The organism is Klebsiella sp. 2-CIP_Kleb., from assembly GCF_050378715.1.
Lineage (GTDB): Bacteria > Pseudomonadota > Gammaproteobacteria > Enterobacterales > Enterobacteriaceae > Klebsiella > Klebsiella quasipneumoniae.
In genome coordinates this window covers 12,069-36,423 of record NZ_JBNRLG010000010.1, presented here as the reverse complement: position 1 = coordinate 36,423, position 24,355 = coordinate 12,069, and the positions used below count along the sequence as shown (strand labels likewise).

At 60.0% G+C, this 24,355-nt stretch carries 26 protein-coding genes and 1 other annotated feature; of the genes, 17 read left to right on the top strand and 9 right to left on the bottom strand.

What is annotated here, in order from left to right; genetic code table 11:
* Positions 1-5 precede the first annotated feature (5 nt).
* Positions 6-1,121 (top strand): BamA/TamA family outer membrane protein, encoded by a 1,116-nt coding sequence (locus tag ACQUTP_RS23530; protein ID WP_164877811.1) that lies wholly within the window; start codon positions 6-8, stop codon positions 1,119-1,121.
* 77 nt (positions 1,122-1,198) lie between these two features.
* Positions 1,199-2,425: a DUF3748 domain-containing protein gene (locus tag ACQUTP_RS23525; RefSeq protein ID WP_285756247.1), complete on the top strand. Its 1,227-nt coding sequence runs from the start codon at positions 1,199-1,201 to the stop codon at positions 2,423-2,425.
* A gap of 1 nt (position 2,426) precedes the next feature.
* On the opposite strand, the gene ACQUTP_RS23520 is transcribed toward ACQUTP_RS23525, so the two are convergent.
* Positions 2,427-2,759 carry a YceK/YidQ family lipoprotein gene (locus ACQUTP_RS23520; protein WP_004202272.1) on the bottom strand — a complete coding sequence of 111 codons (333 nt, stop codon included), beginning with the start codon at positions 2,757-2,759 and terminating at the stop codon, positions 2,427-2,429.
* 244 nt (positions 2,760-3,003) lie between these two features.
* Positions 3,004-3,079 (top strand) — a sequence feature (ROSE (Repression Of Heat Shock gene Expression) occurs in the 5'-region of heat shock genes and acts as an RNA thermometer to modulate expression.).
* On the opposite strand from ACQUTP_RS23520, the gene ibpA reads away from it, so the two are divergent.
* The 3 genes from ibpA to ACQUTP_RS23505 all read left to right on the top strand — a co-directional run bounded on the left by ibpA (position 3,073) and on the right by ACQUTP_RS23505 (position 5,838).
* Positions 3,073-3,486: a small heat shock chaperone IbpA gene (ibpA, locus tag ACQUTP_RS23515; RefSeq protein ID WP_004151523.1), complete on the top strand. Its 414-nt coding sequence runs from the start codon at positions 3,073-3,075 to the stop codon at positions 3,484-3,486. Its footprint overlaps the feature before it by 7 nt.
* A 116-nt stretch (positions 3,487-3,602) precedes the next feature.
* Positions 3,603-4,031, top strand: a complete 429-nt coding sequence (gene ibpB, locus ACQUTP_RS23510) for a small heat shock chaperone IbpB (protein ID WP_004145074.1) — start codon at positions 3,603-3,605, stop codon at positions 4,029-4,031.
* Positions 4,032-4,176: 145 nt separating this feature from the next.
* Positions 4,177-5,838, top strand: coding sequence for a putative transporter (locus ACQUTP_RS23505; protein WP_004202271.1), 1,662 nt, complete (start codon positions 4,177-4,179; stop codon positions 5,836-5,838).
* Here ACQUTP_RS23505 and ACQUTP_RS23500 read toward each other — a convergent pair.
* Positions 5,806-6,552, bottom strand: a complete 747-nt coding sequence (locus ACQUTP_RS23500; RefSeq protein ID WP_004202269.1) for a GntR family transcriptional regulator — start codon at positions 6,550-6,552, stop codon at positions 5,806-5,808. The genes ACQUTP_RS23505 and ACQUTP_RS23500 overlap by 33 nt on opposite strands.
* Positions 6,553-6,850: 298 nt before the next feature.
* Between ACQUTP_RS23500 and ACQUTP_RS23495 the strand changes: the two genes are divergently transcribed.
* The 5 genes from ACQUTP_RS23495 to ACQUTP_RS23475 all read left to right on the top strand — a co-directional run bounded on the left by ACQUTP_RS23495 (position 6,851) and on the right by ACQUTP_RS23475 (position 11,089).
* Positions 6,851-8,473: an alpha-glucoside-specific PTS transporter subunit IIBC gene (locus ACQUTP_RS23495; RefSeq protein WP_004202268.1), complete on the top strand. Its 1,623-nt coding sequence runs from the start codon at positions 6,851-6,853 to the stop codon at positions 8,471-8,473.
* A complete protein-coding gene (locus tag ACQUTP_RS23490; protein ID WP_017899668.1) occupies positions 8,470-9,792 on the top strand; it encodes a 6-phospho-alpha-glucosidase in 1,323 nt (440 codons plus the stop codon). The genes ACQUTP_RS23495 and ACQUTP_RS23490 overlap by 4 nt, the downstream gene beginning before the upstream one ends.
* A gap of 100 nt (positions 9,793-9,892) precedes the next feature.
* Positions 9,893-10,240 (top strand): YidH family protein, encoded by a 348-nt coding sequence (locus ACQUTP_RS23485; protein WP_004202264.1) that lies wholly within the window; start codon positions 9,893-9,895, stop codon positions 10,238-10,240.
* Positions 10,230-10,592, top strand: coding sequence for a DUF202 domain-containing protein (locus ACQUTP_RS23480; RefSeq protein WP_285756248.1), 363 nt, complete (start codon positions 10,230-10,232; stop codon positions 10,590-10,592). The genes ACQUTP_RS23485 and ACQUTP_RS23480 overlap by 11 nt, the downstream gene beginning before the upstream one ends.
* A gap of 74 nt (positions 10,593-10,666) precedes the next feature.
* Positions 10,667-11,089, top strand: a complete 423-nt coding sequence (locus tag ACQUTP_RS23475) for a hypothetical protein (RefSeq protein ID WP_025999188.1) — start codon at positions 10,667-10,669, stop codon at positions 11,087-11,089.
* Positions 11,090-11,092: 3 nt separating this feature from the next.
* Here the strand turns inward: ACQUTP_RS23475 and dsdA are convergent, their stop codons facing one another.
* On the bottom strand, positions 11,093-12,421 hold the full coding sequence (dsdA, locus tag ACQUTP_RS23470; RefSeq protein WP_117247112.1) for a D-serine ammonia-lyase: 1,329 nt from the start codon (positions 12,419-12,421) through the stop codon (positions 11,093-11,095).
* 17 nt (positions 12,422-12,438) lie between these two features.
* Positions 12,439-13,776 carry a D-serine transporter DsdX gene (gene dsdX / locus ACQUTP_RS23465; RefSeq protein ID WP_004202257.1) on the bottom strand — a complete coding sequence of 446 codons (1,338 nt, stop codon included), beginning with the start codon at positions 13,774-13,776 and terminating at the stop codon, positions 12,439-12,441.
* A 226-nt stretch (positions 13,777-14,002) separates the two neighbouring features.
* On the opposite strand from dsdX, the gene dsdC reads away from it, so the two are divergent.
* On the top strand, positions 14,003-14,926 hold the full coding sequence (dsdC, locus tag ACQUTP_RS23460; protein WP_017899673.1) for a DNA-binding transcriptional regulator DsdC: 924 nt from the start codon (positions 14,003-14,005) through the stop codon (positions 14,924-14,926).
* A 70-nt stretch (positions 14,927-14,996) separates the two neighbouring features.
* On the opposite strand, the gene emrD is transcribed toward dsdC, so the two are convergent.
* From emrD to ACQUTP_RS23435, 5 genes are all read right to left on the bottom strand, one after another.
* Complete coding sequence (gene emrD, locus ACQUTP_RS23455) at positions 14,997-16,181, bottom strand: multidrug efflux MFS transporter EmrD (protein WP_428902459.1); 1,185 nt, start codon at positions 16,179-16,181, stop codon at positions 14,997-14,999.
* Positions 16,182-16,356: 175 nt separating this feature from the next.
* Entirely contained in the window at positions 16,357-17,190 is an 834-nt protein-coding gene (locus tag ACQUTP_RS23450; RefSeq protein WP_049092136.1) for a DMT family transporter, read from the bottom strand.
* Positions 17,191-17,257: 67 nt separating this feature from the next.
* Positions 17,258-17,704, bottom strand: a complete 447-nt coding sequence (locus ACQUTP_RS23445; RefSeq protein WP_004202251.1) for a GNAT family N-acetyltransferase — start codon at positions 17,702-17,704, stop codon at positions 17,258-17,260.
* Between the two features lie 90 nt (positions 17,705-17,794).
* Positions 17,795-17,914 (bottom strand): type I toxin-antitoxin system toxin TisB, encoded by a 120-nt coding sequence (tisB, locus tag ACQUTP_RS23440; RefSeq protein WP_004145059.1) that lies wholly within the window; start codon positions 17,912-17,914, stop codon positions 17,795-17,797.
* A gap of 450 nt (positions 17,915-18,364) precedes the next feature.
* Complete coding sequence (locus ACQUTP_RS23435; protein WP_072096580.1) at positions 18,365-18,532, bottom strand: hypothetical protein; 168 nt, start codon at positions 18,530-18,532, stop codon at positions 18,365-18,367.
* 12 nt (positions 18,533-18,544) lie between these two features.
* Between ACQUTP_RS23435 and ivbL the strand changes: the two genes are divergently transcribed.
* From ivbL to ACQUTP_RS23405, 6 genes are all read left to right on the top strand, one after another.
* Complete coding sequence (gene ivbL, locus ACQUTP_RS23430) at positions 18,545-18,640, top strand: ilvB operon leader peptide IvbL (RefSeq protein WP_002923286.1); 96 nt, start codon at positions 18,545-18,547, stop codon at positions 18,638-18,640.
* 104 nt (positions 18,641-18,744) lie between these two features.
* Positions 18,745-20,433: an acetolactate synthase large subunit gene (gene ilvB / locus ACQUTP_RS23425; protein ID WP_032425823.1), complete on the top strand. Its 1,689-nt coding sequence runs from the start codon at positions 18,745-18,747 to the stop codon at positions 20,431-20,433.
* A 3-nt stretch (positions 20,434-20,436) separates the two neighbouring features.
* On the top strand, positions 20,437-20,724 hold the full coding sequence (gene ilvN / locus ACQUTP_RS23420) for an acetolactate synthase small subunit (RefSeq protein ID WP_017899675.1): 288 nt from the start codon (positions 20,437-20,439) through the stop codon (positions 20,722-20,724).
* Positions 20,725-20,845: 121 nt separating this feature from the next.
* Positions 20,846-21,439: a transcriptional regulator UhpA gene (uhpA, locus tag ACQUTP_RS23415; RefSeq protein WP_043522852.1), complete on the top strand. Its 594-nt coding sequence runs from the start codon at positions 20,846-20,848 to the stop codon at positions 21,437-21,439.
* 17 nt (positions 21,440-21,456) lie between these two features.
* Positions 21,457-22,938 carry a signal transduction histidine-protein kinase/phosphatase UhpB gene (gene uhpB / locus ACQUTP_RS23410; protein ID WP_025999189.1) on the top strand — a complete coding sequence of 494 codons (1,482 nt, stop codon included), beginning with the start codon at positions 21,457-21,459 and terminating at the stop codon, positions 22,936-22,938.
* 11 nt (positions 22,939-22,949) lie between these two features.
* Entirely contained in the window at positions 22,950-24,278 is a 1,329-nt protein-coding gene (locus ACQUTP_RS23405; protein ID WP_017899678.1) for an MFS transporter, read from the top strand.
* The last annotated feature ends 77 nt before the right edge of the window (positions 24,279-24,355 follow it).

The window sequence follows — 24,355 nt, the reverse complement described above, 5'->3', positions numbered from 1 at the left end:
CTGTTCTGTTGCTTCTGACATGCGCGCTATGCGCGCCGGTCCAGGCCAAGGCCATCAGCCGCGAGCAAATCGACGGCTGGCTGCAGCATCTCGGCGCCAGCGATAAGTTCGACGCCAGCAAAGGCATTGACTGGGGCATGATGCCCGGTCCGTTTTATACGCCGGAGCTGGGGCTGGGCATCGGCACTGCCGTCGTCGGTCTCTACCGTCCCGATCCGCAGGATACCACCAGCCAGAATTCCACGCTGACGCTCAGCGGCTACGCCAGCTCCACCGGCGCCTTTGGCCTTAGCGTGAAAAACTACGCTTTTTTTGACCACGACCGATGGCGAATTTTTGTTGATGGTTCAATGGCCAACACCCCGACGTACTTCTGGGGACAAGGCTTTCATGCCGGCGATAAAGACAACGAAAAAGAGAAATATACCGCCCAGGTGCTGACCCTGCGCCCGACGGTCTACCGGCAGCTCATCGACAATGTTTATCTCGGCGCTGGATGGTCGCTGGCGGCGCAGAATGCCGATAAGATGGACCATAACGATCTGCCGAAAATTGAAAATACCCCGCAGGGACCGTCGGTATTCAGCTCGGGTGCCAGCGTCGCGCTCAACTGGGACGATCGCGACTTCGTCCCCAATCCGCGCCGGGGTCAGTATGCCAACTTCCGTTACACCCACTATGCGCCCGGCTTAGGCAGCGATACCCGCTTTGAAGAATTTCAGCTGCACTACAGCCATTATCATGCCCTCAGCGAGAAGAGCGTCCTCGCCTGGGAGGCCGATGGCGCCTTCACCCAGGGCGAGGTACCGTGGAGCATGATGCCGCTGCTGGGCAGCGATGAACGGATGCGCGGCTACTACCAGGGGCGCTACCGGGATAAAAACGTCTTCAGCAGCCAGCTGGAATATCGCCGGCAGCTCACCTGGCGGCACGGGATTGTCGCCTGGGCCGGGGCGGGAACCATGGGGCCTTCACTGTCGTCGCTGAATAATGACCGCTGGCTGCCTTCGGCGGGCGTTGGCTACCGCTTTGAATTCAAACCTCGCGTTAACGTTCGCCTCGACTACGGTATCGGCAAAGGCAGCAGCGGCTTTTACTTCCAGGTCGGCGAAGCGTTTTAAGCTCGTCGCCGGGCATTCAACCCGGTGCGGATTGCGGTATGCTAAGGCTACTCTCATATCGGCCCGGTCAGCACACCATGAAACAAGTTACCTTTGCTCCTCGCAACCACCAGCTCACCAACACCCGCACCTGGACCCCCGACAGCCAGTGGCTGGTGTACGACGTCCGCCCGTCCGGCGCGTCGTTCACCGGCGAGACCATAGAGCGAGTGAACGTAAACAGCGGCGCGGTGGAGACCATTTATCGTGCCACGCAAGGCGCGCACGTCGGCGTGGTGACCGTGCATCCAACCCAGGAGCGCTACGTGTTCATTCACGGCCCCGAGCGGCCGGATGCACAGTGGCAGTATGATTTTCATCACCGTCGCGGGGTGGTGGCCTTTCAGGGAGCCGTCGAGAATCTGGACGCCATGGACATTACCGCCCCTTACACCCCCGGGGCGCTGCGCGGCGGCAGCCACGTCCATGTCTATAGCCCCAACGGCCAACTGGTCAGTTTTACCTACAACGATCATGTGCTGCATGAGCGCGACCCGGCGTTGGATCTGCGCAACGTCGGCGTGGCGGCGCCGTATGGACCCGTGACGCCGCCGGGCCACCATCCGCGCGAATACGGCGGCAGCCACTGGTGCGTGCTGGTGAGCCGCACGACGCCGACTCCCGCGCCGGGCAGCGATGAGATTAATCGCGCCTATGAAGAGGGCTGGGTCGGGAACCATGCGCTGGCGTTTATTGGCGATACGCTGGCGGAAAACGGCGACAAAGTCCCGGAGCTGTTTATTGTCGAGCTGCCGCAGGATGAAGCCGGCTGGAAGCAGCCCGGCGGGGCGCCGCTGGCGGGCACCGCAAGCACGATGCCGGTGCCGCCGGCGGGCATCAGTCAGCGTCGTTTGACCTTCACCCACCATCGCCGCTACCCGGGGCTGGTGAACGTTCCGCGCCACTGGATGCGCGCCAATCCGCAGGCGACGGCGATAGCCTTTCTGATGCGCGACGACGCCGGCGTAGTGCAGCTATGGCTTATTTCCCCGCGGGGGGGCGAGCCGCGGCAGTTGACGCATCACGCGTCGGGTATCCAGTCGGCGTTTAACTGGCATCCGTCGGGAGAGTGGCTGGGCTTTGTACTGGAGGGGCGGATTGCCTGCTGTCATGCCGGCACAGGCGATATCACCTTTTTAACCGAGGCGCATGCTCATGCGCCCTCGGCGGACGCGATCGTCTTTTCGCCAGACGGTAAACAGATTGCCTGGATGGAGGAGGTGGACGGTTATCGTCAGCTGTGGGTTACGCAGACCGGGCGATAACTTACTGGGCAGGCATCGGCGCTGGCGGGATCACCGAGTTGGTCGCCAGCGTGGCCTTCTCGCTCTTTTCGACCCGAGATTTGATTGAGCTGTCGGTGCGGAACATATCCCACGGCAGCAGCAGGGTATCCATGACGGCGGTGAACGGCATGTCCAGCGCCACCAGCGATTTCACACCCCAGTTGGTATTGCTGTCCCCCAGCGTTTGCGCACTGGATCGCGTGCCCGGATAGGTTCCCTCTTTGCCACCGGTATGTGACATTACGCTGGAGCAACCGCTCAGGCTTATTATCCCGCTGAACAGGACCAGCTTTAACAGTCGTCTGCTTTTCATTGTTCTTCCATCGTCGTTTCGGGCGTTGAGATAACCTTGTTGGGTTATATCGGGCCATCCCGTGAATGCATAGCGTTATTGCGCCGCACTGTGGCGGGCATCGCACTTTGCTTTTTGTGCTCCTCCCCCCAGTCTAAGCAATCATCGGCAAACTGCAAAAAAAAACGCCCCGAATCCCTTGAAAAGGACGGGGAGAAACCCATTTTATAGGTGTAACCCGCTGAGAATACGCCTGAGGGGTATTCCGGATTACCGCGGCCTGTCCACGATGGAAGGTCATTTGATTCTCGCTGATTTTCAGGAGCTATTTATTATGCGTAACTTCGATCTCTCCCCGCTTTATCGTTCAGCCATTGGTTTCGACCGCCTGTTTAACCTGCTGGAAAACAATCAAAGCCAGAGCAATGGCGGCTACCCTCCGTATAACGTCGAGCTGGTAGACGAAAACCACTATCGCATCGCCATCGCGGTGGCCGGCTTTGCTGAAAGCGAACTGGAGATCACCGCCCAGGACAATCTGCTGATCGTCAAAGGCGCCCACGCTGCCGAGCAGAAAGAGCGGACCTACCTGTATCAGGGGATCGCCGAGCGCAACTTCGAGCGCAAATTCCAGCTAGCGGAAAACATTCATGTCCGCGGCGCCAACCTGGTAAACGGTCTGCTGTATATCGATCTGGAACGGGTGATCCCGGAAGCGAACAAGCCGCGCCGTATCGAAATCAACTAATTGTCTCTCTCAGGCCGCAAGGCGGCCTGATGTAACAACCTGCTCGCCGTCAGGGAGCAGATGCGAATTCACGCAATTCGCAGACATTCACTCGCTTCTTAGAAGGAGAAAACAGTATGCGTAACTACGATTTATCCCCCCTGCTGCGTCAATGGATCGGTTTTGACAAACTGGCCAGCGCCCTGCAAACCGCCGGTGAAAGCCAGAGCTTCCCGCCCTATAACATCGAAAAAAGCGACGATAACCACTACCGCATCACCCTTGCGCTGGCCGGTTTCCGTCAGGAAGATCTGGATATTCAACTGGAAGGCACCCGTCTGGTGGTAAAAGGCACGCCGCAGCAGCCGGAAAAAGAGACCACCTGGCTACACCAGGGGTTGGTGAGCCAGGCCTTCAGCCTGAGCTTCACCCTCGCTGACAACATGGAGGTCTCTGGCGCGACCTTCACCAACGGTCTGCTGCATATCGATCTGACCCGCAATGAGCCTGAGCAGATCGCCCCGCAGCGTATCGCCATTAGCGAACGACCGGCGTTAAATAGTTAATTAAGCGAATAACTTATAAGGCCCCGATTTTCGGGGCTTTTTTGTGCCTGTCTGTTTGCTGGTATTGTGCGCCAGGCAGCATACAACCCGCCTGGCCGCGGTCATAATCCCTGTTAATAATAATGTTATTCACAGGGACGGTACCATGAGTGAGATAGCATTGACGGTCAGCGTACTGGCGCTGGTGGCGGTGGTTGGGTTGTGGATCGGCAATGTCAAAATCCGCGGCGTTGGCTTTGGTATTGGCGGCGTGTTATTTGGCGGCATTATCGTCGGTCACTTTGTCGATCAGGCGGGCGTCGCCCTCAGCAGCCCGATGCTGCATTTTATTCAGGAATTCGGCTTGATCCTGTTTGTCTACACCATCGGTATCCAGGTGGGACCGGGCTTTTTCGCCTCGCTGCGGGTCTCAGGCCTGCGGCTCAATTTGTTCGCTATCCTGATCGTGATTCTCGGCGGCCTGGTCACCGCGGTGCTGCATAAGCTGTTCAATATTCCTCTCCCGGTGGTGCTTGGCATCTTCTCCGGCGCGGTGACCAACACGCCGGCGCTGGGGGCCGGGCAGCAAATCCTGCGCGATCTCGGGGTGCCGTTCGAGGTGGTCGATCAGATGGGGATGAGCTACGCGATGGCGTATCCGTTCGGCATCTGCGGCATTCTGCTGACCATGTGGCTGGTACGCCTGTTCTTTCGCATCAATGTCGAGAAAGAGGCCCAGCAGTTTGAGGAGAGCAGCGGCAACGGCCATGCCCATTTGCACACCATCAACGTGCGGGTGGAGAACCCCAACCTCCACCAGATGGCGATTCAGGATGTGCCGATGCTCAACAGCGACAATATCGTCTGTTCGCGGCTGAAGCGCGGTGAGCTGCTGATGGTGCCTGCGCCGGGAACCCTTATCCAGGCCGGCGATCTGCTGCACCTGGTGGGGCGGCCGGAGGATCTGCACAATGCGCAACTGGTGATCGGCCAGGAGGTGGCCACCTCGCTGTCAACGCGCGGCACCGACCTGAAGGTGGAGCGGGTGGTGGTGACTAACGAGAAAGTGCTGGGGAAGAAAATACGCGATCTGCACGTCAAACAGCGCTATGACGTGGTGATCTCCCGGCTTAATCGCGCAGGCGTCGAACTGGTGGCCAGCAGCAGCGCCAGCCTGCAGTTTGGCGATATCCTCAACCTGGTCGGCCGTCCGGAGGCGATTGACGCCGTGGCCGCCGAGCTGGGTAACGCCCAGCAGAAGCTGCAGCAGGTTCAGATGCTGCCGGTATTTATCGGCATCGGCCTCGGGGTACTGCTGGGTTCTATCCCGTTGTTTATTCCCGGCTTCCCCGCCGCCCTGAAGCTGGGGCTGGCCGGAGGGCCGCTGATTATGGCGCTGATCCTCGGGCGTATCGGTAGCATCGGCAAGCTGTACTGGTTTATGCCGCCGAGCGCCAACCTGGCGCTGCGCGAGCTGGGGATCGTGCTGTTTCTGGCGGTGGTCGGGCTAAAATCGGGGGGCGACTTTGTGGCGACCCTGACCCAGGGCGATGGCCTGAGCTGGATCGCTTACGGCATTTTCATCACCGCCATCCCGCTGCTGACGGTAGGCATTCTCGCGCGCATGCTGGCGAACATGAACTATCTGACGCTGTGCGGCATGCTGGCCGGCTCGATGACCGACCCGCCGGCGCTGGCCTTCGCCAACAATCTGCACGCCACCAGCGGCGCGGCGGCGCTCTCTTACGCTACCGTCTATCCGCTGGTGATGTTTCTGCGGATTATCACCCCGCAGCTACTCGCCGTGCTGTTCTGGGGGCTGAGCTAGCGGGCTGTGCGTCTGGACGCGGCGCAGATGGTAGTCCACCTGATACTCGCTGGCGTTGCGGAACATGACCGAATAGTTAAGAAATTCGCCGCTGTCGCTGTAGGAAAGGGAGGTAATACGCAGCAGCGGCGTCTGCTCCGGGACGTTCATTGAGCGCGCCAGCTGCTTGTCCGCCAGCACCGGCGTCAGGGTCTCATAGTTCCCGCTGATGATGATCCCGCACTCCTTCTCAATATAATCAAATTTCGACCCTTCCAGATGGCTCAGCGACAGGTTGCGGAACAGCTTCACCGGCATATAGCTATCCTCCAGCATCAGTGGCTTGCCGTCGACGAAGCGCACCCGCCGTGAGAAGTAGATCCGTTCATCAATTTTAATCCGCAGCAGGCTGGCGATGGCCGGCGGGGCGGGCATCACCTCGAAGGCCAGCACCTGACTCACCACCTCTTTACCCTGTTTGCGCAGCACTTCCGCCAGGCCGGTGAGATTGCTGGTTTCATGATGGACGTCTTTGCGCGCCACGTAGGTCCCCGAGCCGTGACGACGGACCACCAGCCCCCAGTCCACCAGCAGGTCGATGGCTTTGCGGATGGTCATGCGCGCCACCCCGAACTCCTCGGCCAGTTTTTTCTCTCCCGGCAGCGGGCTGCCGATGGCGAAGTCGGCAGAATTCAGCCGTAGCCGCAGGCGGTCAGCAATGGATTTGTAGATCACCAGTAGTCCTCTTGTACAGGAAAGGGCGAGGTTATTTTCTTCACCTGTCAGCAAAAAATAGGTTTTAAGACAGATAGTTATTATCCATTCATTAGATCGATTACATCCTTTAGCTTATCGATGTCTAACTTTTGTTAGCGAAGTAGACAACTTTGGCCAAATTAAAACCATGAAAGCGATCACGAATCGCAACGGCGCGGCATGTTGTCGGACGGGCAAATTCCTATTCTCGAGTGAGGCCGGTAACCAAGAAAAAGAAGGCCATTCACCCTACGAGTTGTTATATGAGGATTTCCCAATGCTCAGTCAAATACAACGCTTTGGCGGCGCCATGTTTACCCCGGTTTTATTGTTTCCTTTCGCCGGGATCGTGGTCGGTATCGCCATTATGTTGCGCAACCCGATGTTCGTCGGCGAAGCGCTGACCGCACCCGACAGCCTGTTTGCACAGATCGTTCACATCATCGAAGAGGGCGGTTGGACCGTCTTTCGTAATATGCCGCTGATTTTCGCCGTCGGCCTGCCGATTGGCCTGGCGAAGCAGGCCCAGGGCCGGGCCTGTCTGGCGGTACTGGTGAGCTTTCTCACCTGGAACTACTTTATCAATGCCATGGGGATGACCTGGGGCCACTTCTTCGGCGTCGACTTTTCCGTTGAACCCACGGCCGGCAGCGGCCTGACGATGATTGCCGGGATTAAAACCCTCGACACCAGCATTATCGGGGCGATCGTCATCTCCGGCCTGGTGACGGCCCTGCATAATCGCTATTTCGATAAACCCCTGCCGGTGTTCCTCGGCATCTTCCAGGGCTCATCGTTTGTGGTCATTGTCGCCTTCCTCGCGATGATCCCCTGCGCCTGGCTGACGCTGCTCGGCTGGCCAAAAGTCCAGCTGGGTATTGAATCGCTACAGGCCTTCCTGCGCTCTGCCGGCGCGCTTGGGGTGTGGGTTTACATCTTCCTTGAGCGCATTCTGATCCCCACCGGCCTGCACCACTTCGTCTATGGCCCGTTCATCTTTGGCCCGGCGGTGGTGGAGGGGGGACTACAGGTCTACTGGGCAGAGCATCTGCAGGCGTTCAGTCAGAGTACGGAACCGCTGAAGACGCTGTTCCCGGAGGGCGGCTTTGCCCTGCACGGTAACTCGAAAGTGTTTGGTTCGGTGGGTATTGCGCTGGCGCTCTACTTCACCGCCGCGCCGGAAAATCGCGTCAAGGTTGCCGGCCTGCTGATCCCCGCCACGTTGACCGCGATGCTGGTCGGGATCACCGAGCCGCTGGAGTTCACCTTCCTGTTCATCTCGCCGCTGCTGTTCGCCGTCCACGCAGTGCTGGCGGCGTCCATGGCGACGGTAATGTACATCTGCGGGGTGGTGGGCAATTTCGGCGGTGGCCTGCTCGACCAGTTCTTGCCGCAAAACTGGATCCCAATGTTTCATCACCACGCCTCGATGATGTTCATTCAGATAGGTATTGGTCTCTGTTTCACCGCTCTCTACTTCGTGGTCTTCCGCACCCTGATCCTGCGTCTGAACCTGAAGACGCCGGGCCGGGAAGAGAGTGAAATCAAGCTCTACAGCAAGGCCGACTATCAGGCAGCGCGCGGTAAAACCACGGCGGCGGCCGTGCCAGAGACCCGGCTGGGCCAGGCCGCTGGCTTCCTGCAGGCCCTCGGCGGCGCCGGCAACATTGAAAGTATCAACAACTGCGCCACCCGACTGCGCATCGCGCTGGTCGATATGGCGAAAACGCAAAGTGACGACGTCTTTAAAGCGCTGGGCGCCCACGGGGTAGTACGCCGCGGCAACGGGATTCAGGTCATCGTCGGCCTGCACGTTCCCCAGGTGCGCGACCAGCTGGAAAACCTGATGAAAGATTCTCTTTCGACCGAACATACCACCATGACGGAGGCAGTATCATGAAAAAATTCTCAGTTGTTATCGCAGGCGGCGGCAGCACCTTCACTCCGGGCATTGTCCTGATGCTGCTGGCAAACCAGGATCGTTTTCCGCTGCGGTCGCTGAAATTTTACGACAACGACGGTGCGCGCCAGGAGACCATCGCCGAGGCGTGCAAAGTGATCCTCAAAGAGCAGGCGCCGGAGATTGAATTCAGCTATACCACCGATCCGCAGGCGGCATTTACCGATGTTGATTTCGTCATGGCGCATATCCGCGTCGGGAAATATCCGATGCGTGAACAGGATGAGAAAATCCCGCTGCGCCACGGCGTGCTGGGCCAGGAGACCTGCGGACCGGGCGGGATCGCCTACGGTATGCGGTCTATCGGCGGCGTGCTGGAGCTGGTGGATTATATGGAAAAATATTCGCCGAACGCCTGGATGCTCAACTACTCCAACCCGGCGGCGATTGTGGCGGAAGCCACCCGCCGTCTGCGGCCAAACGCCAAAATCCTCAACATCTGCGATATGCCAATCGGTATCGAAGGGCGGATGGCGCAGATTGTTGGCCTCAAAGACCGTAAACAGATGCGCGTGCGCTACTACGGCCTTAACCACTTCGGCTGGTGGACTTCGATTGAGGATCTCGACGGCAACGATTTGATGCCAAAACTGCGCGAATATGTGGCGAAATACGGCTATGTGCCGCCTTCTAACGACCCGCACACCGAGGCCAGCTGGAACGACACTTTTGCCAAAGCGAAAGATGTGCAGGCGCTGGATCCGCAGACCATGCCGAATACCTATCTGAAATATTATCTGTTCCCGGACTACGTGGTGGCCCACTCCAACCCGGAACGCACCCGCGCCAATGAGGTGATGGATCATCGCGAGAAAAACGTCTTCAGCGCCTGCCGGGCGATTATTGCCGCCGGGAAATCCTCCGCTGGCGATTTGGAAATTGACGAGCACGCGTCGTATATCGTCGATCTGGCGACGGCCATCGCCTTTAACACGCAGGAAAGGATGCTGCTGATTGTGCCGAACAACGGCGCGATCCATAACTTTGACGCTGACGCGATGGTGGAAATTCCTTGCCTGGTGGGTCACAACGGGCCGGAGCCGCTGACGGTCGGCGACATCCCGCACTTCCAGAAAGGGATGATGAGCCAGCAGGTGGCGGTGGAAAAACTGGTGGTCGATGCCTGGGAACAGCGCTCTTACCACAAGCTGTGGCAGGCGATTACCCTGTCGAAAACCGTGCCGAGTGCCTCGGTGGCGAAAGCGATCCTCGACGACCTGATTGCCGCCAACAAAGATTACTGGCCGGAGCTGCATTAATCCCCGCCGTTGACCGGCGCCCTGCGGGGCGCCGGTTCTTCTCCCCGGTTCCTGATTTACGCTATGCTGAAGCCTGCTGCGCGATGAACAAGGAACCGTCATGAAAATCTCCCGCCTCGGCGAAGCGCCGGATTACCGCTTTTCGCTGGCTAACGAACGCACCTTTCTGGCGTGGATCCGCACGGCGCTCGGTTTTCTCGCCGCTGGCGTCGGTCTTGACCAGCTGGCGCCAGACTTTGCCACGCCGCTGATCCGTGAAATTCTCGCCCTGCTGCTGTGCCTGTTTGCCGGCGGCATGGCCATCTATGGCTATCTGCGCTGGCTGAATAACGAGAAGGCGATGCGCCTGAAGCAGGATCTCCCCTATACCCGGACGCTGCTGGTGATTAGCATCCTGCTGCTGGCGGTGGTGGTCGCGGTGATGCTGCTGGTGCTGTATGGCGGATAAACGCCGGGCGCGGCGGGAAAGCGACCCGGGACTACAGCCAGAGCGTACCTCGCTGGCCTGGTTTCGCACCCTGTTGGGCTATGGCGCGCTGATGGCGCTGGCGATTAAGCACAGCTGGCACCGCGCCGGACTGCCTTTCTGGCTGTCGATCGGCGTGCTGACGATAGTGGCGGTGATCCTCTGGGGCTATACCCACCGTCGTCATCTGATGGACGTCGACGACAGCGATTTTTTACAGCCGCGGGCGGTTCGTGACAAATTTTTGATCGCACTCGCAGTACTTTCTCTGGCATTCCTGTTTGCTGTTACTCACCTTCAACAGATCGTTTTATTCATTAGGGATATGTCATGACAGGATGTCCGGCGAATTTGCCTCTCACTCATGCCCCCGGCCAGCACCATGACACTCCCTTTCAGGCTGTCGTTGTGGAGGCGCATCATTGCCATCAACCGCAGGCGTTCTATGCGCAGCTGCGTCAACAGGGACTCACGGCTATCCATTTTATTCCGCAGCTGGCGGCCGGCGACGCCGCGCTGTGGGGTGAGTTTCTCTGCGCAGTCTTTCACCGCTGGGTGCGGGAAGATATTGGCCGTATCAATATTTTGCTGTTTAGCGAGACGCTGAGCGCCTGGTGCGGCGAGTTGATAACGCAGGCGGGAGCGCCGGCGGCCAACAGCGCCTGCTACGGCTGTCCGTGGCTACGCCTGTGCCGCTGCGGCGAACAGGAAGACCCGCTGTGTGCGGGTTACCGACAGTTTTACGATCTCAGCGGGCCCTATATGCGGGTGATGCGGGACCTGCGCCGACAGCAGCGGCCGCCAGAGGCGTTGATGCCGCTGCTGCGCTGAAGATTAGCGCCCCTTCGCCAGATACTGCGCCATCTCCTCTTCCGGCACCATTCCGCCGCCGGTGGCCCACACCAGGTGGGTCGCCTGCTGCAGCTGCTGCTCACTCAGCCCCTGCAGCTGATGGTACGCTTTGCTGGCGCAGACGCGCTGCGGCCCGGCCATTCCGGCCAGCGCGGAGGGTTCAAGGCGGATATTTTCCGCTGTCGCCAGCCAGCCCAGCATGTCATACATCGTCTGGTCATCAAGGGTATAGAACCCGTCGAGCAGGCGCTCCATTGCCCGGCCAACGAAGCCGGACGCCCGGCCGACCGCCAGACCGTCGGCGGCGGTCAGATTATCAATGCCTAAATCCTGCACCGCTATCTGGTCATGAAGCCCGGTATAGACGCCGAGCAGCATGCAGGGGGAGTGGGTCGGTTCGGCGAACAGGCAGTGAACGTGGTCGCCAAAGGCCAGCTTGAGGCCAAACGCCACGCCGCCAGGGCCGCCGCCGACGCCGCACGGCAGGTAGACGAACAGCGGATGGTCGGCATCGACCACCCGTCCGGCTTTGGCGAACTGCGCCTTCAGGCGTTCGCCGGCCACGGCATAGCCGAGGAACAGCGTGCGCGAATTTTCATCGTCGATGAAAAAGCAGTTCGGGTCTGATTCCGCCGCCTTGCGCCCCTGTTCGACCGCCACGCCGTAGTCCTCTTCATACTCCACCACCGTCACGCCGTGGCTGCGCAGTTTGGCCTTTTTCCACGCCCGGGCGTCTGCGGACATATGCACGGTAACCTTAAAGCCGATGCGGGCGCTCATGATGCCGATCGACATCCCGAGGTTGCCGGTGGAGCCGACGGCGATGCTGTACTGGCTGAAGAACTGTTTAAACTCCGGCGTCAGTAATTTGCGATAATCGTCTGCGGTAGTCAGCAGTCCGGCTTCCAGCGCCAGCTTTTCCGCATGGGTCAGCACTTCATAAATGCCGCCGCGCGCTTTGATCGAGCCGGAGATCGGCAGATGGCTGTCTTTTTTCAGCAGCAGTTCGCCGCCAATCGGCTGGCCGAATTTTTGCTCAAGGCGGTGCTTCATTGCCGGAATGGCGACTACTTCCGATTCGATAATCCCGCCGCTGGCGGCCGTTTCCGGGAAGGCTTCCGCCAGATAGGGCGCGAAGCGCTGAAGGCGGGCATGGGCGCCCTGCACGTCGTCGGCGGTCAGGCCGACGTAAGGCAATCCCTCCGCCAGGGTGGTGGTGGCGGGGTTAAACCAGGTGGTTTCTTTCAGGGCGATCAGATCCTGCACAAGCGGGAAGGTCGCGGTTAAGTTGGTCAATTCAGCGTGTTTCATCATACGTCTCTTTGCGCTCAGATAATAAAAGAAAGCAGGAAGGTGGCGGCCAGTGCAAGTAGCGACGCGATAAAAGTCGCCGTCGTGTAGTACTTGAACGTTTCACTGAGGCTGGCGCCGCAGTACTGTTTTACCAGCCAGAACAGGGAATCGGTGACGATCGTGCAGCCAATGGCGCCGGAACCGATGGCAATAGCGATGATCTCCGGGCTGACGCCGGGATAGAGCGGCAGCATCGGCGCGACGATGGCGGTAGCGCCCATCATTGCCACGGTGGCGGAGCCGACGGCGGCGTGCAGGATAAGCGCCACCAGCCAGGCCAGCAAAATCGGATGCATGTCGAGGTTCGACAGAATCACCGCCAGGCTATCGGCCAGGCCGCTGGATTTTAAAATCGCGTTGAATGCGCCGCCTGCGCCGATAATCAGCAGGATGTTGGCGATAGACCCAAAGCCGTTTTCCGTATGGGTCAGCAGGACGCCCATCCCCATCTGCCGACGAATGCCGAGCATGTAATAGGCGACAAAGACGGCGATAAACATCGCGGTGATGGGGTTGCCGATAAATTCCAGCACCGTATACAGCGTGCCGCCTTTCTCCATGTTCAGTTCGGCGACGGTTTTCACCAGCATCAGGCCAATCGGCAGCAGTACGGTAAACAGCGTGGCGCCGAGTGACGGCAGCGTCGACGCCTCGCGGACCTCAAGGTTGGCAAATTCGGCCGGAACCGGTTTGTACGGCAGGCGGTTGCCTAACGCTCTGAGAAACAGCGGACCGCCAACCAGCGAGGCGATCAGACCGACCAGCAGGCCATAAACAATCACTGTGCCGATATCGGCGCCCAGTTTGTTAGCGACAAACAGGGCCGCCGGATGCGGGGGGACCACGCAGTGCACCGCCATCAGCGCGGTACACAGCGGAATAGCCAGCTTCAGTAGCGAGGTATTGGTTTTTTTGGCGATGGAGAAGGCCAGGGGGATCAGCAGGACCACGCCGACTTCGACAAACAGCGTGATGCCGCAGATCAGGCCGACCAGCACCATAATCACGTCCGCCGACAGCCAGCGGCAGCGCTGCAGCGTCAGGCCGATGCGCTCCGCCGCGCCGGAGACCTCCATCATCTTGCCGAGAATGGTGCCGAGACCGATCACCGCCGCAAGGAAGCCCAGCGTACCGCCGATGCCGCTCTCAATAGCGTTGACCATCTCCAGCGGGCCCATCCCCATCATCGCGCCGACGAAAAAGCTCGCCAGCAGCAGCGCCAGAAATGGATGAAACTTCAGTTTGACGATCGTTAAGACGATTAACACGATGCTGATCAGCAGCGTGCTCACAACCCAGACTTGCGAACCCATATTCCACCTCGCCTGTGAATAATCTGGCCTTATTGAAGCGAGAATCGTCATGGGCTGACAAACGATAAAAATGGGCTTTAGGGTGAGGAGAATTGAATCAAATGGGTGATTTAGCTCAAAAACAGACCATTAAATATGCTATGGGTCAAATTAACTCACCCTTTTGCGGCAAAACCGGCGTGATTTTTTTATCATCAACAGCCACTGTATTTGCCAGGAGCGCGTGATGGATGTGCTAAAAACCTTAGGTACCCGGTTGCTGAACGGCTGGCAGCTCTCCAGGCTGTCGACCTTTGAGGTGGCGGCGCGGCACGAGTCGTTTGCCCTGGCCGCCGACGAGCTGGCGCTCACGCCTGGCGCCGTCAGCCACCGGATTAATCAACTTGAAGAGGAGCTGGGGATCCTGCTCTTTGTCCGCTCGCATCGCAAAGTTGAGCTGACGCGTGAAGGTAAGCGGGTCTACTGGGCGCTGAAGTCGTCGCTGGATGGTCTCAATCAGGAGATCCTCGATATCAAAAACCAGGAGCTCTCCGGCAGTCTGACGGTCTACTCGCGGCCCTCTATCGCCCAGTGCTGGCTGGTGCCGGCCCTGGGTGACTTTACCCGCCGTTACCCGGCCATCTCCCTCACCGTGCTGACCGGCAATGAAAACGTTAACCTGCAGCGGACGGGCATCGATCTGGCGATCTATTTTGATGATGCGCCGTCGTCGCAGCTGAGTCACCATTTTCTGATGGATGAGGCGATCGTGCCGGTATGTACGCCGAATTACGCGCAACAGCGGCAGTTAATGTCGAATCCGGGCAATCTGTGCCACTGTACGTTGCTCCACGACCGCCAGGCATGGAGTAACGATTCCGGCACCGACGAGTGGTATAGCTGGGCGCAGCAGTTTGCGGTGGAACTGCCGCCATCGTCGGGGATTGGCTTCGATCGTTCCGATTTAGCGACGATTGCGGCGATGAATCATGTCGGGGTGGCGATGGGGCGTAAGCGGCTGGTGCAGAAGCGGCTGGAGAGTGGGGAGTTGATCGCCCCGTTTGGCGATATGACGCTGAAATGCCACCAGCACTACTATGTAACCACCCTGCCGGGTCGCCAGTGGCCGAAAATCGACGCCTTTATCGAGTGGCTGCATAGTCTGACATAAGACAAAAGCAGCCACCGGGAGGTAGCCCGGATAAGGCGTCAGCCGCTATCCGGGGAGCGCCAAGCGGTGCTTATACCGGCTGCTGATGGTGGGTAAAGCGCGAGGCCAGCGGCAGCCAGCACAGCAGAATCAACAGACCCATCAGCATCATCAGCAGACCGAGACTGCCCTGACCGTTTTGCGGCATCATCGCCGACAGCCAGGCCAGTACGCCGGAGCCGATATTCTGCAAGCCGCCAACCAGCGCCCCGGCGGTACCGGCGAGGAACGGGAATGGCTCCATCGCGCCGCTGGTGGCCAGCGGGAACAGCATGCCGGCGCCGAAGAAGAACAGCGCCGCTGGCACCAGCAGGGTCCAGACGGTCATGACGCCCAGCAGCCCCGGGATCCACATCATCAGACCCGCCAGCAGGCAGCAGATAACCGATTGCCACATCAGGGTCGGGAAACGCTTGTTGGGGCGGCCGGCAAACCAGGCGCCGAAGAAGGCCGCCGGGATCGGCAGAATAAACAGAATACTCACCGCCATGCTGCTCAGGCCGAGCACCGCGCCCATCAGTACGCCGGAACAGGCTTCGAATACCGCAATCCCCGCCAGGCCGCCGATCAGCATCAGCAGATAGCAGTTAAACGCGCCAGTGCCGAACAGCGTTTTGTAGCTGGCCAGAAGTTTGGAGCGCGGCGCGCCCTCCGGGCGCGTTTCCGGCATCCATTTCGCCATGCTGAAGGTCACCCCGGCGCACAGCACCAGCAGGAAAGCGTAACAGGCGCGCCAGCTCCACAGGGTGTCGAGGATGCCGCCGAGCAACGGGGCAATCAGCGGGCTGACCAGAATACCCATATTTAACAGGCTATTGGCATGACGCAGCTGGGCGCCTTCGTACAGATCGCGGGGCAGGGTGCGCGCCATCACGCCGCCGACGCCGGTGCCCATCCCTTGCATGGCGCTGGAGGCGATCAGCACCGGCAGGCTATGGGTGGTCATGGCGACCAGCGTCGCCAGCATAAAAATCGACATCCCGACGAGGATCACCGGGCGGCGACCGATGCGGTCGGAGAGCGGGCCGTAAAACAGCTGTGAAATACCGTAGGTCAGCAGGTAGGCCGCCATCACGCTTTGAACCGCCCCTTCGCGAACGTTCAGCGCGACCGCCATGTCGGCGATGGCCGGAATATATATGGTCTGCGCCATCTGGCCAACGGCCACCAGCAGTACCAGCATCAACAACAAATTGAAGTTTTTATGCCGTTTCATGTCGATGAATACTTTGTGAGTAAAGAGAAATGAAGAATATGTGACTGGCACATCCCGTAATCGATGGAGGAATCTACCATATAAAAATGACAGAACAACTGCAAAGTGCCGATTGTTGAGGGAATTCCAGGCAGGTTATGTAAACAGGAACGGCAACTAATGTTGCCATTGCAGGCTAAGCGAGGCGCAGGAGGATCGCCCCGGCGGCAATCCCGCAGGCGGCGAAGATGCGCAGCGGCATCAGTTGCTCTTTCAGGACGATAAAAGCGATCAGCGCGCCGAACAAAATGGAGGTTTCACGCAGCGCGGCGACCACCGCCAGCGGCGCCTGGGTCATCGCCCACAGCGCCAGGCCGTAGGAGCCCATGGTGCCGATACCGCCGAGGATACCTTTTCGCCAGTGCAGGCGCAGATAGCGGCTGGCTTCAGCGCGGCGGGTCATCATTGCCCAGCTTAGCAGGCAGAAGCCGTTCATAAAAAAGGTCCACAGGGTGTAGCCCAGCGCCGAGCCCGCCAGCCGGACGCCGGTGCCGTCCACCAGCGTATAGCCGGCGATGAAGCAGGCGTTGATCAGCGCCAGCACGATGCCTTTGCGCGAGCTGGCGCGGCCGTTAAAGGCCATCGCCAGAATAGCCAGGCAGATGACGCCGATGCCCAGCCAGGCCAGCGGCGACAAGCGATCGCCGAGAAACAGCACACTTATCGCCGCCACCAGCAATGGGGCAGTTCCCCGCATCAGCGGATAGGTCTGGCTCATATCCGACACCTGATAGGTCTTCGCCACCAGCACCGTATACACCACCTGTAACGCGCACGACGCCAGCAGATAGGGGGCGCTGGCCAGCGAGGGCTGCGGGGAAAAGGGCAGCATCACCAACGCGATCAGCGCGGCCGAGCCGCTGACGCCGATCGCCGCGTACATTTTATCGCCGCTGGCTTTGACAATAGCGTTCCAGCTGGCGTGCAGCAGGGCGGCGAACAGCAAAATGCAGAATACGGTGATGGTCATCGCAGACAGGTTCAACAGTGAAGGTCACCGGACTGTAACACGCGCCCGCGCTGCCAGCCAGCGGGGGCTACAGCGAACAAAACAGGCGATGCGTCACCCGCGGTTCATCGTACACCGGGCGAAAGCCAAGTCTTTCATAAAAGGGCCAGGCCTGCGCCGGGGCGTGGGTGTTCAGAAAATCAAACCAGGCGCTGGAGTGGGTGATAACCGAGACCAGCAGCTGCTGGCCGATCCCCCGGCGGCGGTAGCGCTCGCTGATGTAGAGATGGCGAATACGCCCGGCCCGCGGCTGCGGGCTGAAGGGATCGCTATTGATGCCGCATACCCCAACCAGCTGGTGGTTCACAAAGGCGCCCAGCAGCGTTTCGCCCGGCGCGGTAAAGCGGTTTTTGCCGCTCTGCCAGTTTTCCGCCAGGCGGCGCAGCATATTGAAATGCTGTTCAAGGCTTTCGGTGCGCAGCGCCGCGAACCCCGGGGCATCCGGCGTCGTGGCGGCAATTAACAGGGGTGGCATAGCTTCCTCCATCAAGTCATCCCGGGACGCCCGGCGGGCGCCTGCAGGGGGGCGGTTTCCCGCCCCCCTCAGGTGCGACTTGAACCTGAATCAGCGGAACTGTTTCAGGACTGCATCAAGTAGTTGCAACACAGCAACCATGAGTTTCAGGATTAAAATAATAATATCCATTCCGCCCATACGCGCGTCTCCTGTGGTTAAGGAGCACAATAAGCTGACGTACCTTTCCGCTGCCTGTTGCCAGCTTATCCCTGCCTGTCGCCGGCGGCGTCGCCCTGGCCAATGATTGCTCCTTCCGTGGACGGCTTCCCGGCCCGCCGCCAGCAACGACAGGGGTGCGCAGCGCTGAACCACGCGTTGCCGCGCGGACCAGTGACTGCACGTTGTTGACGTAACACAGTGTGCTCTCTCGGGGTTAAGGCACTGACGGCACCACCCGTTTCAGCCAGGACTTCGTTGCGCCGGTCAAACTTGCGGCCCCCGAATGGCACACCATGAACACACCCAGTATAGATAAATACTGTATGGATGAACAGTATTTTTTGGACAAATCCGCCGCTCTCGCCCATACTCTATGACAGAGAAAAAGCGACCTTAAATTGCGCGAACTGCAGCGATCGCGTATACTTTTGGCGTTGACGTAATACAGTGTGCTTGCGGCTACCACCTGTAACCATACTGATAAAAACCTCGCTCCGGCGGGGTTTTTTGTTTTCTGCCCTTTTGCGCCGAACTGTGATCTTTCGCGCAAATTTTCGTGGATGAAAATAAATCCATTGTGAAAACGTAAAACCTGTGTTTGTATAAATTCAGCTTATTTTTCGACACAACAGGTCCCTAATGAACGCAACCCTGATCGCTTCGACCCTACTAAAAACCGCGCCAGCCGCGGTGGTCGTCGTGTCTGTGGTGGTCGTCGTCGGCAATGCGCCGTAGGGTCCGGAACAACACGAATTCCAAACCCCGCCGGCGCAAACCGAGCGGGGTTTTTTGTTGGCGAGCCCCCCGGTAAAGTCGGCCCAGAAGAAAAGGACTGGAGCATGGCAAGTTCGGGCACCACATCAAACACAATGCGCTTTACCGGCGCGCAGCTGGTTGTTCATTTACTGGAACGCCAGGGTATCACTATGGTTAGCGGCATTCCGGGCGGCTCCATCCTGCCTATTTACGATGCCTTAAGCCAGAGCACGCAGATCCGCCACATCCTGGCGCGCCACGAGCAGGGCGCGGGCTTTATCGCCCAGGGGATGGCGCGTACCGAAGGCAAACCAGCGGTCTGTATGGCCTGCAGCGGCCCGGGGGCGACGAACCTGGTGACGGCGATCGCCGATGCCCGCCTGGATTCGATTCCACTGGTCTGCATCACCGGCCAGGTGCCGGCATCGATGATTGGCACCGACGCCTTCCAGGAAGTGGACACCTACGGCATCTCTATCCCCATCACCAAACATAACTATCTGGTGCGCGACATCGCTGAGCTGCCGCAGGTGATCAGCGACGCCTTCCGTATTGCTCAGTCCGGGCGTCCCGGGCCGGTGTGGATAGACATTCCTAAGGACGTACAGTCGGCGACCATTGAGCTGGAAACGTTGCCGGAACCGGGCGAGCGCGCCGCTCCGCCGGCATTCGCCCACGAAAGCGTGCGCGAAGCGGCGGCGATGATCAATGCGGCGAAGCGTCCGGTGCTCTATCTGGGCGGCGGGGTGATTAACGCGCCGCAGGAGATCCGTGAGCTGGCGGAAAAAGCCAATCTGCCGACCACCATGACCCTGATGGCGCTGGGCATGCTGCCGAAGGCGCACCCGCTGTCGCTGGGGATGCTGGGGATGCACGGCGCGCGCAGCACCAACTTCATTCTGCAGGAAGCGGATTTACTGATTGTTTTAGGCGCGCGTTTTGATGACCGGGCGATTGGCAAGACCGAGCAGTTCTGCCCGAACGCGAAGATTATCCACGTCGATATCGACCGCGCCGAGCTGGGCAAAATCAAGCAACCGCACGTGGCGATTCAGGGCGATGTGGCGGAAGTCTTAGCCCAGCTGAACCCGCAGATTGAGGCGCAGCCGCGCGAGGAATGGCGCCAGCTGGTGGCCGACTTGCAGCGCGAATTCCCTTGCGCCATCCCGCAGGAAAGCGACCCGCTCTCCCATTACGGCCTGATTAACGCCGTGGCCGCCTGCGTGGATGATGAAGCGATCATCACTACCGACGTTGGCCAGCACCAGATGTGGACGGCGCAGGCCTACCCGCTCAACCGTCCGCGCCAGTGGCTGACCTCCGGCGGCCTCGGCACCATGGGCTTCGGCCTGCCGGCGGCGATCGGCGCGGCGCTGGCGAATCCGCAGCGCAAGGTTATCTGCTTCTCCGGCGACGGCAGCCTGATGATGAATATTCAGGAGATGGCTACCGCCGCTGAAAATCAGCTGGATGTAAAAATTATTCTGCTGAACAACGAAGCGCTGGGGCTGGTGCATCAGCAGCAGAGCCTGTTTTATCAGCAGGGCGTTTTTGCCGCCACTTATCCGGGGATGATTAACTTTATGCAGATTGCCGCCGGTTTTGGCCTGCAAACCTGTGATTTAAATAACGAAGCCGATCCGCAGGCGGCGCTGCAGGCGATCATCGCTCGTCCGGGGCCGGCGCTGATCCACGTGCGCATCGACGCGCAGCAGAAAGTGTATCCGATGGTACCGCCGGGTGCGGCCAATACTGAAATGGTGGGGGAATAAGCCATGCAAAAACACTGTGATAACGTCATTCTGGAACTCACCGTCCGCAACCACCCCGGCGTCATGACCCACGTCTGCGGGCTTTTTGCCCGCCGCGCCTTTAACGTCGAAGGTATTCTTTGTCTACCGATTCAGGGCAGCGAACACAGCCGCATCTGGCTGCTGGTGAACGACGATCAGCGTCTCGGGCAGATGATTAGCCAGATTGAAAAGCTGGAAGATGTCACCAAAGTGGCGCGTAACCAGTCCGATCCCACCATGTTTAACAAAATTGCGGTGTTCTTCGAGTAAATCGCGCAAGGCTTGAACGGTAAGGTGCTTATGGTTAAGGTAAGCGCCTTTGCCGGATGGCGCTGCGCTTATCCGGCCTACGGACACAGCGCTTTGTCGCCTCAGGCACCAGGACCCTATCATGACCACCATCGCCCTTATTGACGATCATTTGATTGTCCGCTCCGGCTTTGCTCAGCTGCTGGGGCTGGAAACTGATTTTCAGGTTGTCGCCGAATTTGGCAGCGGCCGCGAGGCGCTGGCGGGGTTGCCGGGGCGCGGCGTTCAGGTCTGTATCTGCGATATCTCAATGCCGGATATTTCCGGGCTGGCGCTGCTCAGCCAGCTGCCGAAGGGGATGGCGACCATCATGCTGTCGGTGCACGACAGCCCGGCGCTGGTCGAGCAGGCGCTTAACGCCGGCGCGCGGGGCTTTCTGTCGAAACGCTGCAGCCCGGACGAACTTATCGCCGCGGTGCGCACGGTGGCGGCGGGCGGCTGCTATCTCACACCGGATATCGCCATGAAGCTGGCCGCCGGGCGCCAGGATCCGCTCACCAGACGCGAACGCCAGGTGGCGGAAAAGCTGGCGGAGGGCATGGCGGTGAAAGAGATCGCCGCTGAGCTCGGACTGTCGCCGAAAACCGTCCACGTTCACCGCGCTAACCTGCTGGAAAAGCTGGGCGTCAACAATGACGTCGAGCTGGCGCGCCGTATGTTTGACAGCTGGCAATGAAGACCATACTCCCGCGCCTGCTGTCGGTGATCGGCTGCGCCTTTATTTTCGCCGCCGCCTGGTTTTGTCTGTGGAGCATCAGCCTGCATCTGGTGGAGCGCGCCGATCTGGCGGTGCTGCTGTTCCCCTTCGGCCTGCGTTTGGGGCTGATGCTGCAGTGCCCGCGCGGCTACTGGCCGGTGCTGCTGGGAACCGAGTGGCTGCTGATCTTCTGGCTGGCGCAGGAAGTGGCGCTGGCGCACCCGATAATATTGATGACCGGAAGCCTGCTGACCCTCCTGCCGGTGGCGCTGATCTCGCGGTATCGCCAGCAGCGCGACTGGCTGACGCTTCTGCGTCAGGGCGGGGCGTTAATGGCCGCCGCGCTGCTGCAATCGCTGCCCTGGCTGGCGGAGGGGGACGAGGGTCTTAACGCCCTGCTGTTGACGCTCACCGGCGGCCTGACTCTGGCGCCGACCTGTCTGGTGTTCTGGCACTACCTCACCAGCACCGTCTGGCGGCCCCTGGGGCCGTCGCTGGTGGCGCAGCCGGTAAACTGGCGCGGGCGGCATCTGATCTGGTATCTGTTGTTATTCACTATTAGCCTGTGGCTGCAGCTTGGGCTGCCCGCTGAGCTCTCCCGCTTTACCCCGTTTTGCCTTGCGCTGCCGATTATCGCCCTCGCCTGGCACTACGGCTGGCAGGGCGCGCTGATCGCCACATTGATGAACGCTATCGCCCTGATTGCCAGCCAGACCTGGCACGATCACCCCGTCGATCTCCTGCTTTCGCTGCTGGCGCAGAGCCTCACCGGACTGCTGCTGGGGGCGGGGATCCAGCGATTGCGCGAGCTTAACCAGTCGCTACAGAACGAGCTGGCGCGTAATCGTCGTCTGGCGGATCGCCTGCTGGAGACCGAAGAGAGCGTGCGCCGCGACGTCGCGCGCGAGCTCCATGATGATATCGGCCAGACCATCACCGCAATACGCACCCAGGCGGGGATCGTCCAGCGGCTGGCGCCGGACAACGCCAGCGTTCGCCAGAGCGGCCAGCTGATTGAACACCTCTCGCTGGGGGTTTACGACTCGGTGCGTCGCCTGCTGGGCCGCCTGCGTCCGCGCCAGCTTGACGACCTGCCGCTGGAGCAGGCGGTACGTTCTCTGATGCGCGAGATGGAGCTGGAGGACCGCGGCATTGTCAGCCATCTCGACTGGCGGATTAACGAGGCGGGGCTGAGCGAAAACCAGCGCGTGACCCTGTTCCGCGTCTGCCAGGAGGGACTGAACAATATCGTCAAGCACGCCAGCGCCAGCGCCGTGACCCTGCAGGGCTGGCAGCAGGAGGAGCGTCTGATGCTGGTGCTGGAGGATGACGGCTGCGGCCTGCCGCCGGGATCCAGCGCGCAGGGATTCGGTCTGACCGGCATGCGTGAGCGCGTGACCGCCCTGGGGGGCACGCTGACGATCTCCTGCACCCACGGTACCCGGGTGTGCGTCAATCTACCGCTGCGTTACGCCTGAGAGGATCGCTGATGTTCGCCTTTTTAAAAGCCCCGCCTGACGCTGCGCCGATTAGCGATAAACGCGAGCTTGATGCGCGTTATCGCTACTGGCGCCGCCATATCCTGTTGACCATCTGGCTGGGCTACGCGCTGTTCTATTTCACCCGCAAAAGCTTTAACGCCGCGGTGCCTGACATTCTCGCCAGCAACGTGCTGACCCGCAGCGATATCGGTCTGCTGGCCACGCTGTTTTACATCACCTACGGACTGTCGAAATTTTTCTCCGGTATCGTCAGCGACCGCTCCGATGCCCGCTATTTTATGGGGTTGGGGCTTATCGCCACCGGGGTGGTGAATATTCTGTTCGGTTTTTCTTCCTCACTGTGGGCCTTCGCCCTGCTGTGGGCACTGAACGCCTTCTTTCAGGGGTGGGGCTCGCCGGTCTGCGCCCGGCTGCTGACGGCCTGGTATTCACGCACCGAACGCGGCGGCTGGTGGGCGCTGTGGAATACGGCGCATAACGTGGGCGGCGCGCTGATCCCGATGGTGGTGGGAGCGGCGGCGCTACATTACGGCTGGCGCGCGGGGATGACCATCGCCGGCGGCCTGGCGATCCTCGCCGGATTATATCTGTGCTGGCGGCTGCGCGATCGTCCGCAGGCGGTGGGGCTACCCGCCGTGGGCGACTGGCGTCACGATGCGCTGGAGATTGCCCAGCAGCAGGAGGGCGCCGGGCTGACGCGCAAAGAGATCCTCACCCGATACGTGCTGGCAAACCCCTATATCTGGCTGCTGTCGCTGTGCTATGTGCTGGTGTACGTGGTGCGGGCGGCGATTAACGACTGGGGCAATCTGTATATGTCGGAGACGCTTGGCGTCGATCTGGTGACCGCTAACTCGGCGGTGACCATGTTCGAGCTGGGCGGATTTATCGGCGCGCTGGTGGCGGGGTGGGGCTCGGATAAGCTGTTTAACGGCAATCGCGGACCGATGAACCTGATCTTCGCCGCCGGCATTTTGCTGTCGGTTGGCGGCCTGTGGCTGATGCCGTTCGCCAGCTACGTGATGCAGGCGGCCTGCTTCTTCACCACCGGTTTCTTTGTCTTCGGCCCGCAGATGCTGATCGGCATGGCGGCGGCGGAGTGTTCGCATAAAGAGGCCGCCGGGGCGGCTACCGGGTTTGTCGGCCTGTTCGCATATCTTGGCGCGTCGCTTTCCGGCTGGCCGCTGGCGCAGGTAATGGATATCTGGCACTGGACCGGATTCTTCGTGGCGATCGCGATTGCCGCCGGCATTTCCGCGCTGCTGCTGCTGCCGTTCTTAAACGCGCAGGCGCCGCGCGCCGCCAGTGAAGCGTGATGCATCTCACTCTTTCGCCGCGAATGGGGCAAAACTAAGAAATTTTCCCGGTTTCACCTGGACGCCGTCTCAGGCCA

Coding starts and splice junctions, on each gene's coding strand:
- ACQUTP_RS23405 (WP_017899678.1), top strand. CDS start 22,950: ATGTTCGCCTTTTTAAAAGCCCCGCCTGACGCTGCGCCGATTAGCGAT.
- ACQUTP_RS23485 (WP_004202264.1), top strand. CDS start 9,893: ATGAAAATCTCCCGCCTCGGCGAAGCGCCGGATTACCGCTTTTCGCTG.
- ACQUTP_RS23520 (WP_004202272.1), bottom strand. CDS start 2,759: ATGAAAAGCAGACGACTGTTAAAGCTGGTCCTGTTCAGCGGGATAATA.
- dsdA (WP_117247112.1), bottom strand. CDS start 12,421: ATGAAACACGCTGAATTGACCAACTTAACCGCGACCTTCCCGCTTGTG.
- ACQUTP_RS23480 (WP_285756248.1), top strand. CDS start 10,230: ATGGCGGATAAACGCCGGGCGCGGCGGGAAAGCGACCCGGGACTACAG.
- dsdC (WP_017899673.1), top strand. CDS start 14,003: ATGGATGTGCTAAAAACCTTAGGTACCCGGTTGCTGAACGGCTGGCAG.
- dsdX (WP_004202257.1), bottom strand. CDS start 13,776: ATGGGTTCGCAAGTCTGGGTTGTGAGCACGCTGCTGATCAGCATCGTG.
- ilvB (WP_032425823.1), top strand. CDS start 18,745: ATGGCAAGTTCGGGCACCACATCAAACACAATGCGCTTTACCGGCGCG.
- ilvN (WP_017899675.1), top strand. CDS start 20,437: ATGCAAAAACACTGTGATAACGTCATTCTGGAACTCACCGTCCGCAAC.
- ibpA (WP_004151523.1), top strand. CDS start 3,073: ATGCGTAACTTCGATCTCTCCCCGCTTTATCGTTCAGCCATTGGTTTC.
- uhpA (WP_043522852.1), top strand. CDS start 20,846: ATGACCACCATCGCCCTTATTGACGATCATTTGATTGTCCGCTCCGGC.
- ACQUTP_RS23505 (WP_004202271.1), top strand. CDS start 4,177: ATGAGTGAGATAGCATTGACGGTCAGCGTACTGGCGCTGGTGGCGGTG.
- ACQUTP_RS23490 (WP_017899668.1), top strand. CDS start 8,470: ATGAAAAAATTCTCAGTTGTTATCGCAGGCGGCGGCAGCACCTTCACT.
- ivbL (WP_002923286.1), top strand. CDS start 18,545: ATGAACGCAACCCTGATCGCTTCGACCCTACTAAAAACCGCGCCAGCC.
- ACQUTP_RS23450 (WP_049092136.1), bottom strand. CDS start 17,190: ATGACCATCACCGTATTCTGCATTTTGCTGTTCGCCGCCCTGCTGCAC.
- ACQUTP_RS23495 (WP_004202268.1), top strand. CDS start 6,851: ATGCTCAGTCAAATACAACGCTTTGGCGGCGCCATGTTTACCCCGGTT.
- ibpB (WP_004145074.1), top strand. CDS start 3,603: ATGCGTAACTACGATTTATCCCCCCTGCTGCGTCAATGGATCGGTTTT.
- ACQUTP_RS23445 (WP_004202251.1), bottom strand. CDS start 17,704: ATGCCACCCCTGTTAATTGCCGCCACGACGCCGGATGCCCCGGGGTTC.
- ACQUTP_RS23525 (WP_285756247.1), top strand. CDS start 1,199: ATGAAACAAGTTACCTTTGCTCCTCGCAACCACCAGCTCACCAACACC.
- emrD (WP_428902459.1), bottom strand. CDS start 16,181: ATGAAACGGCATAAAAACTTCAATTTGTTGTTGATGCTGGTACTGCTG.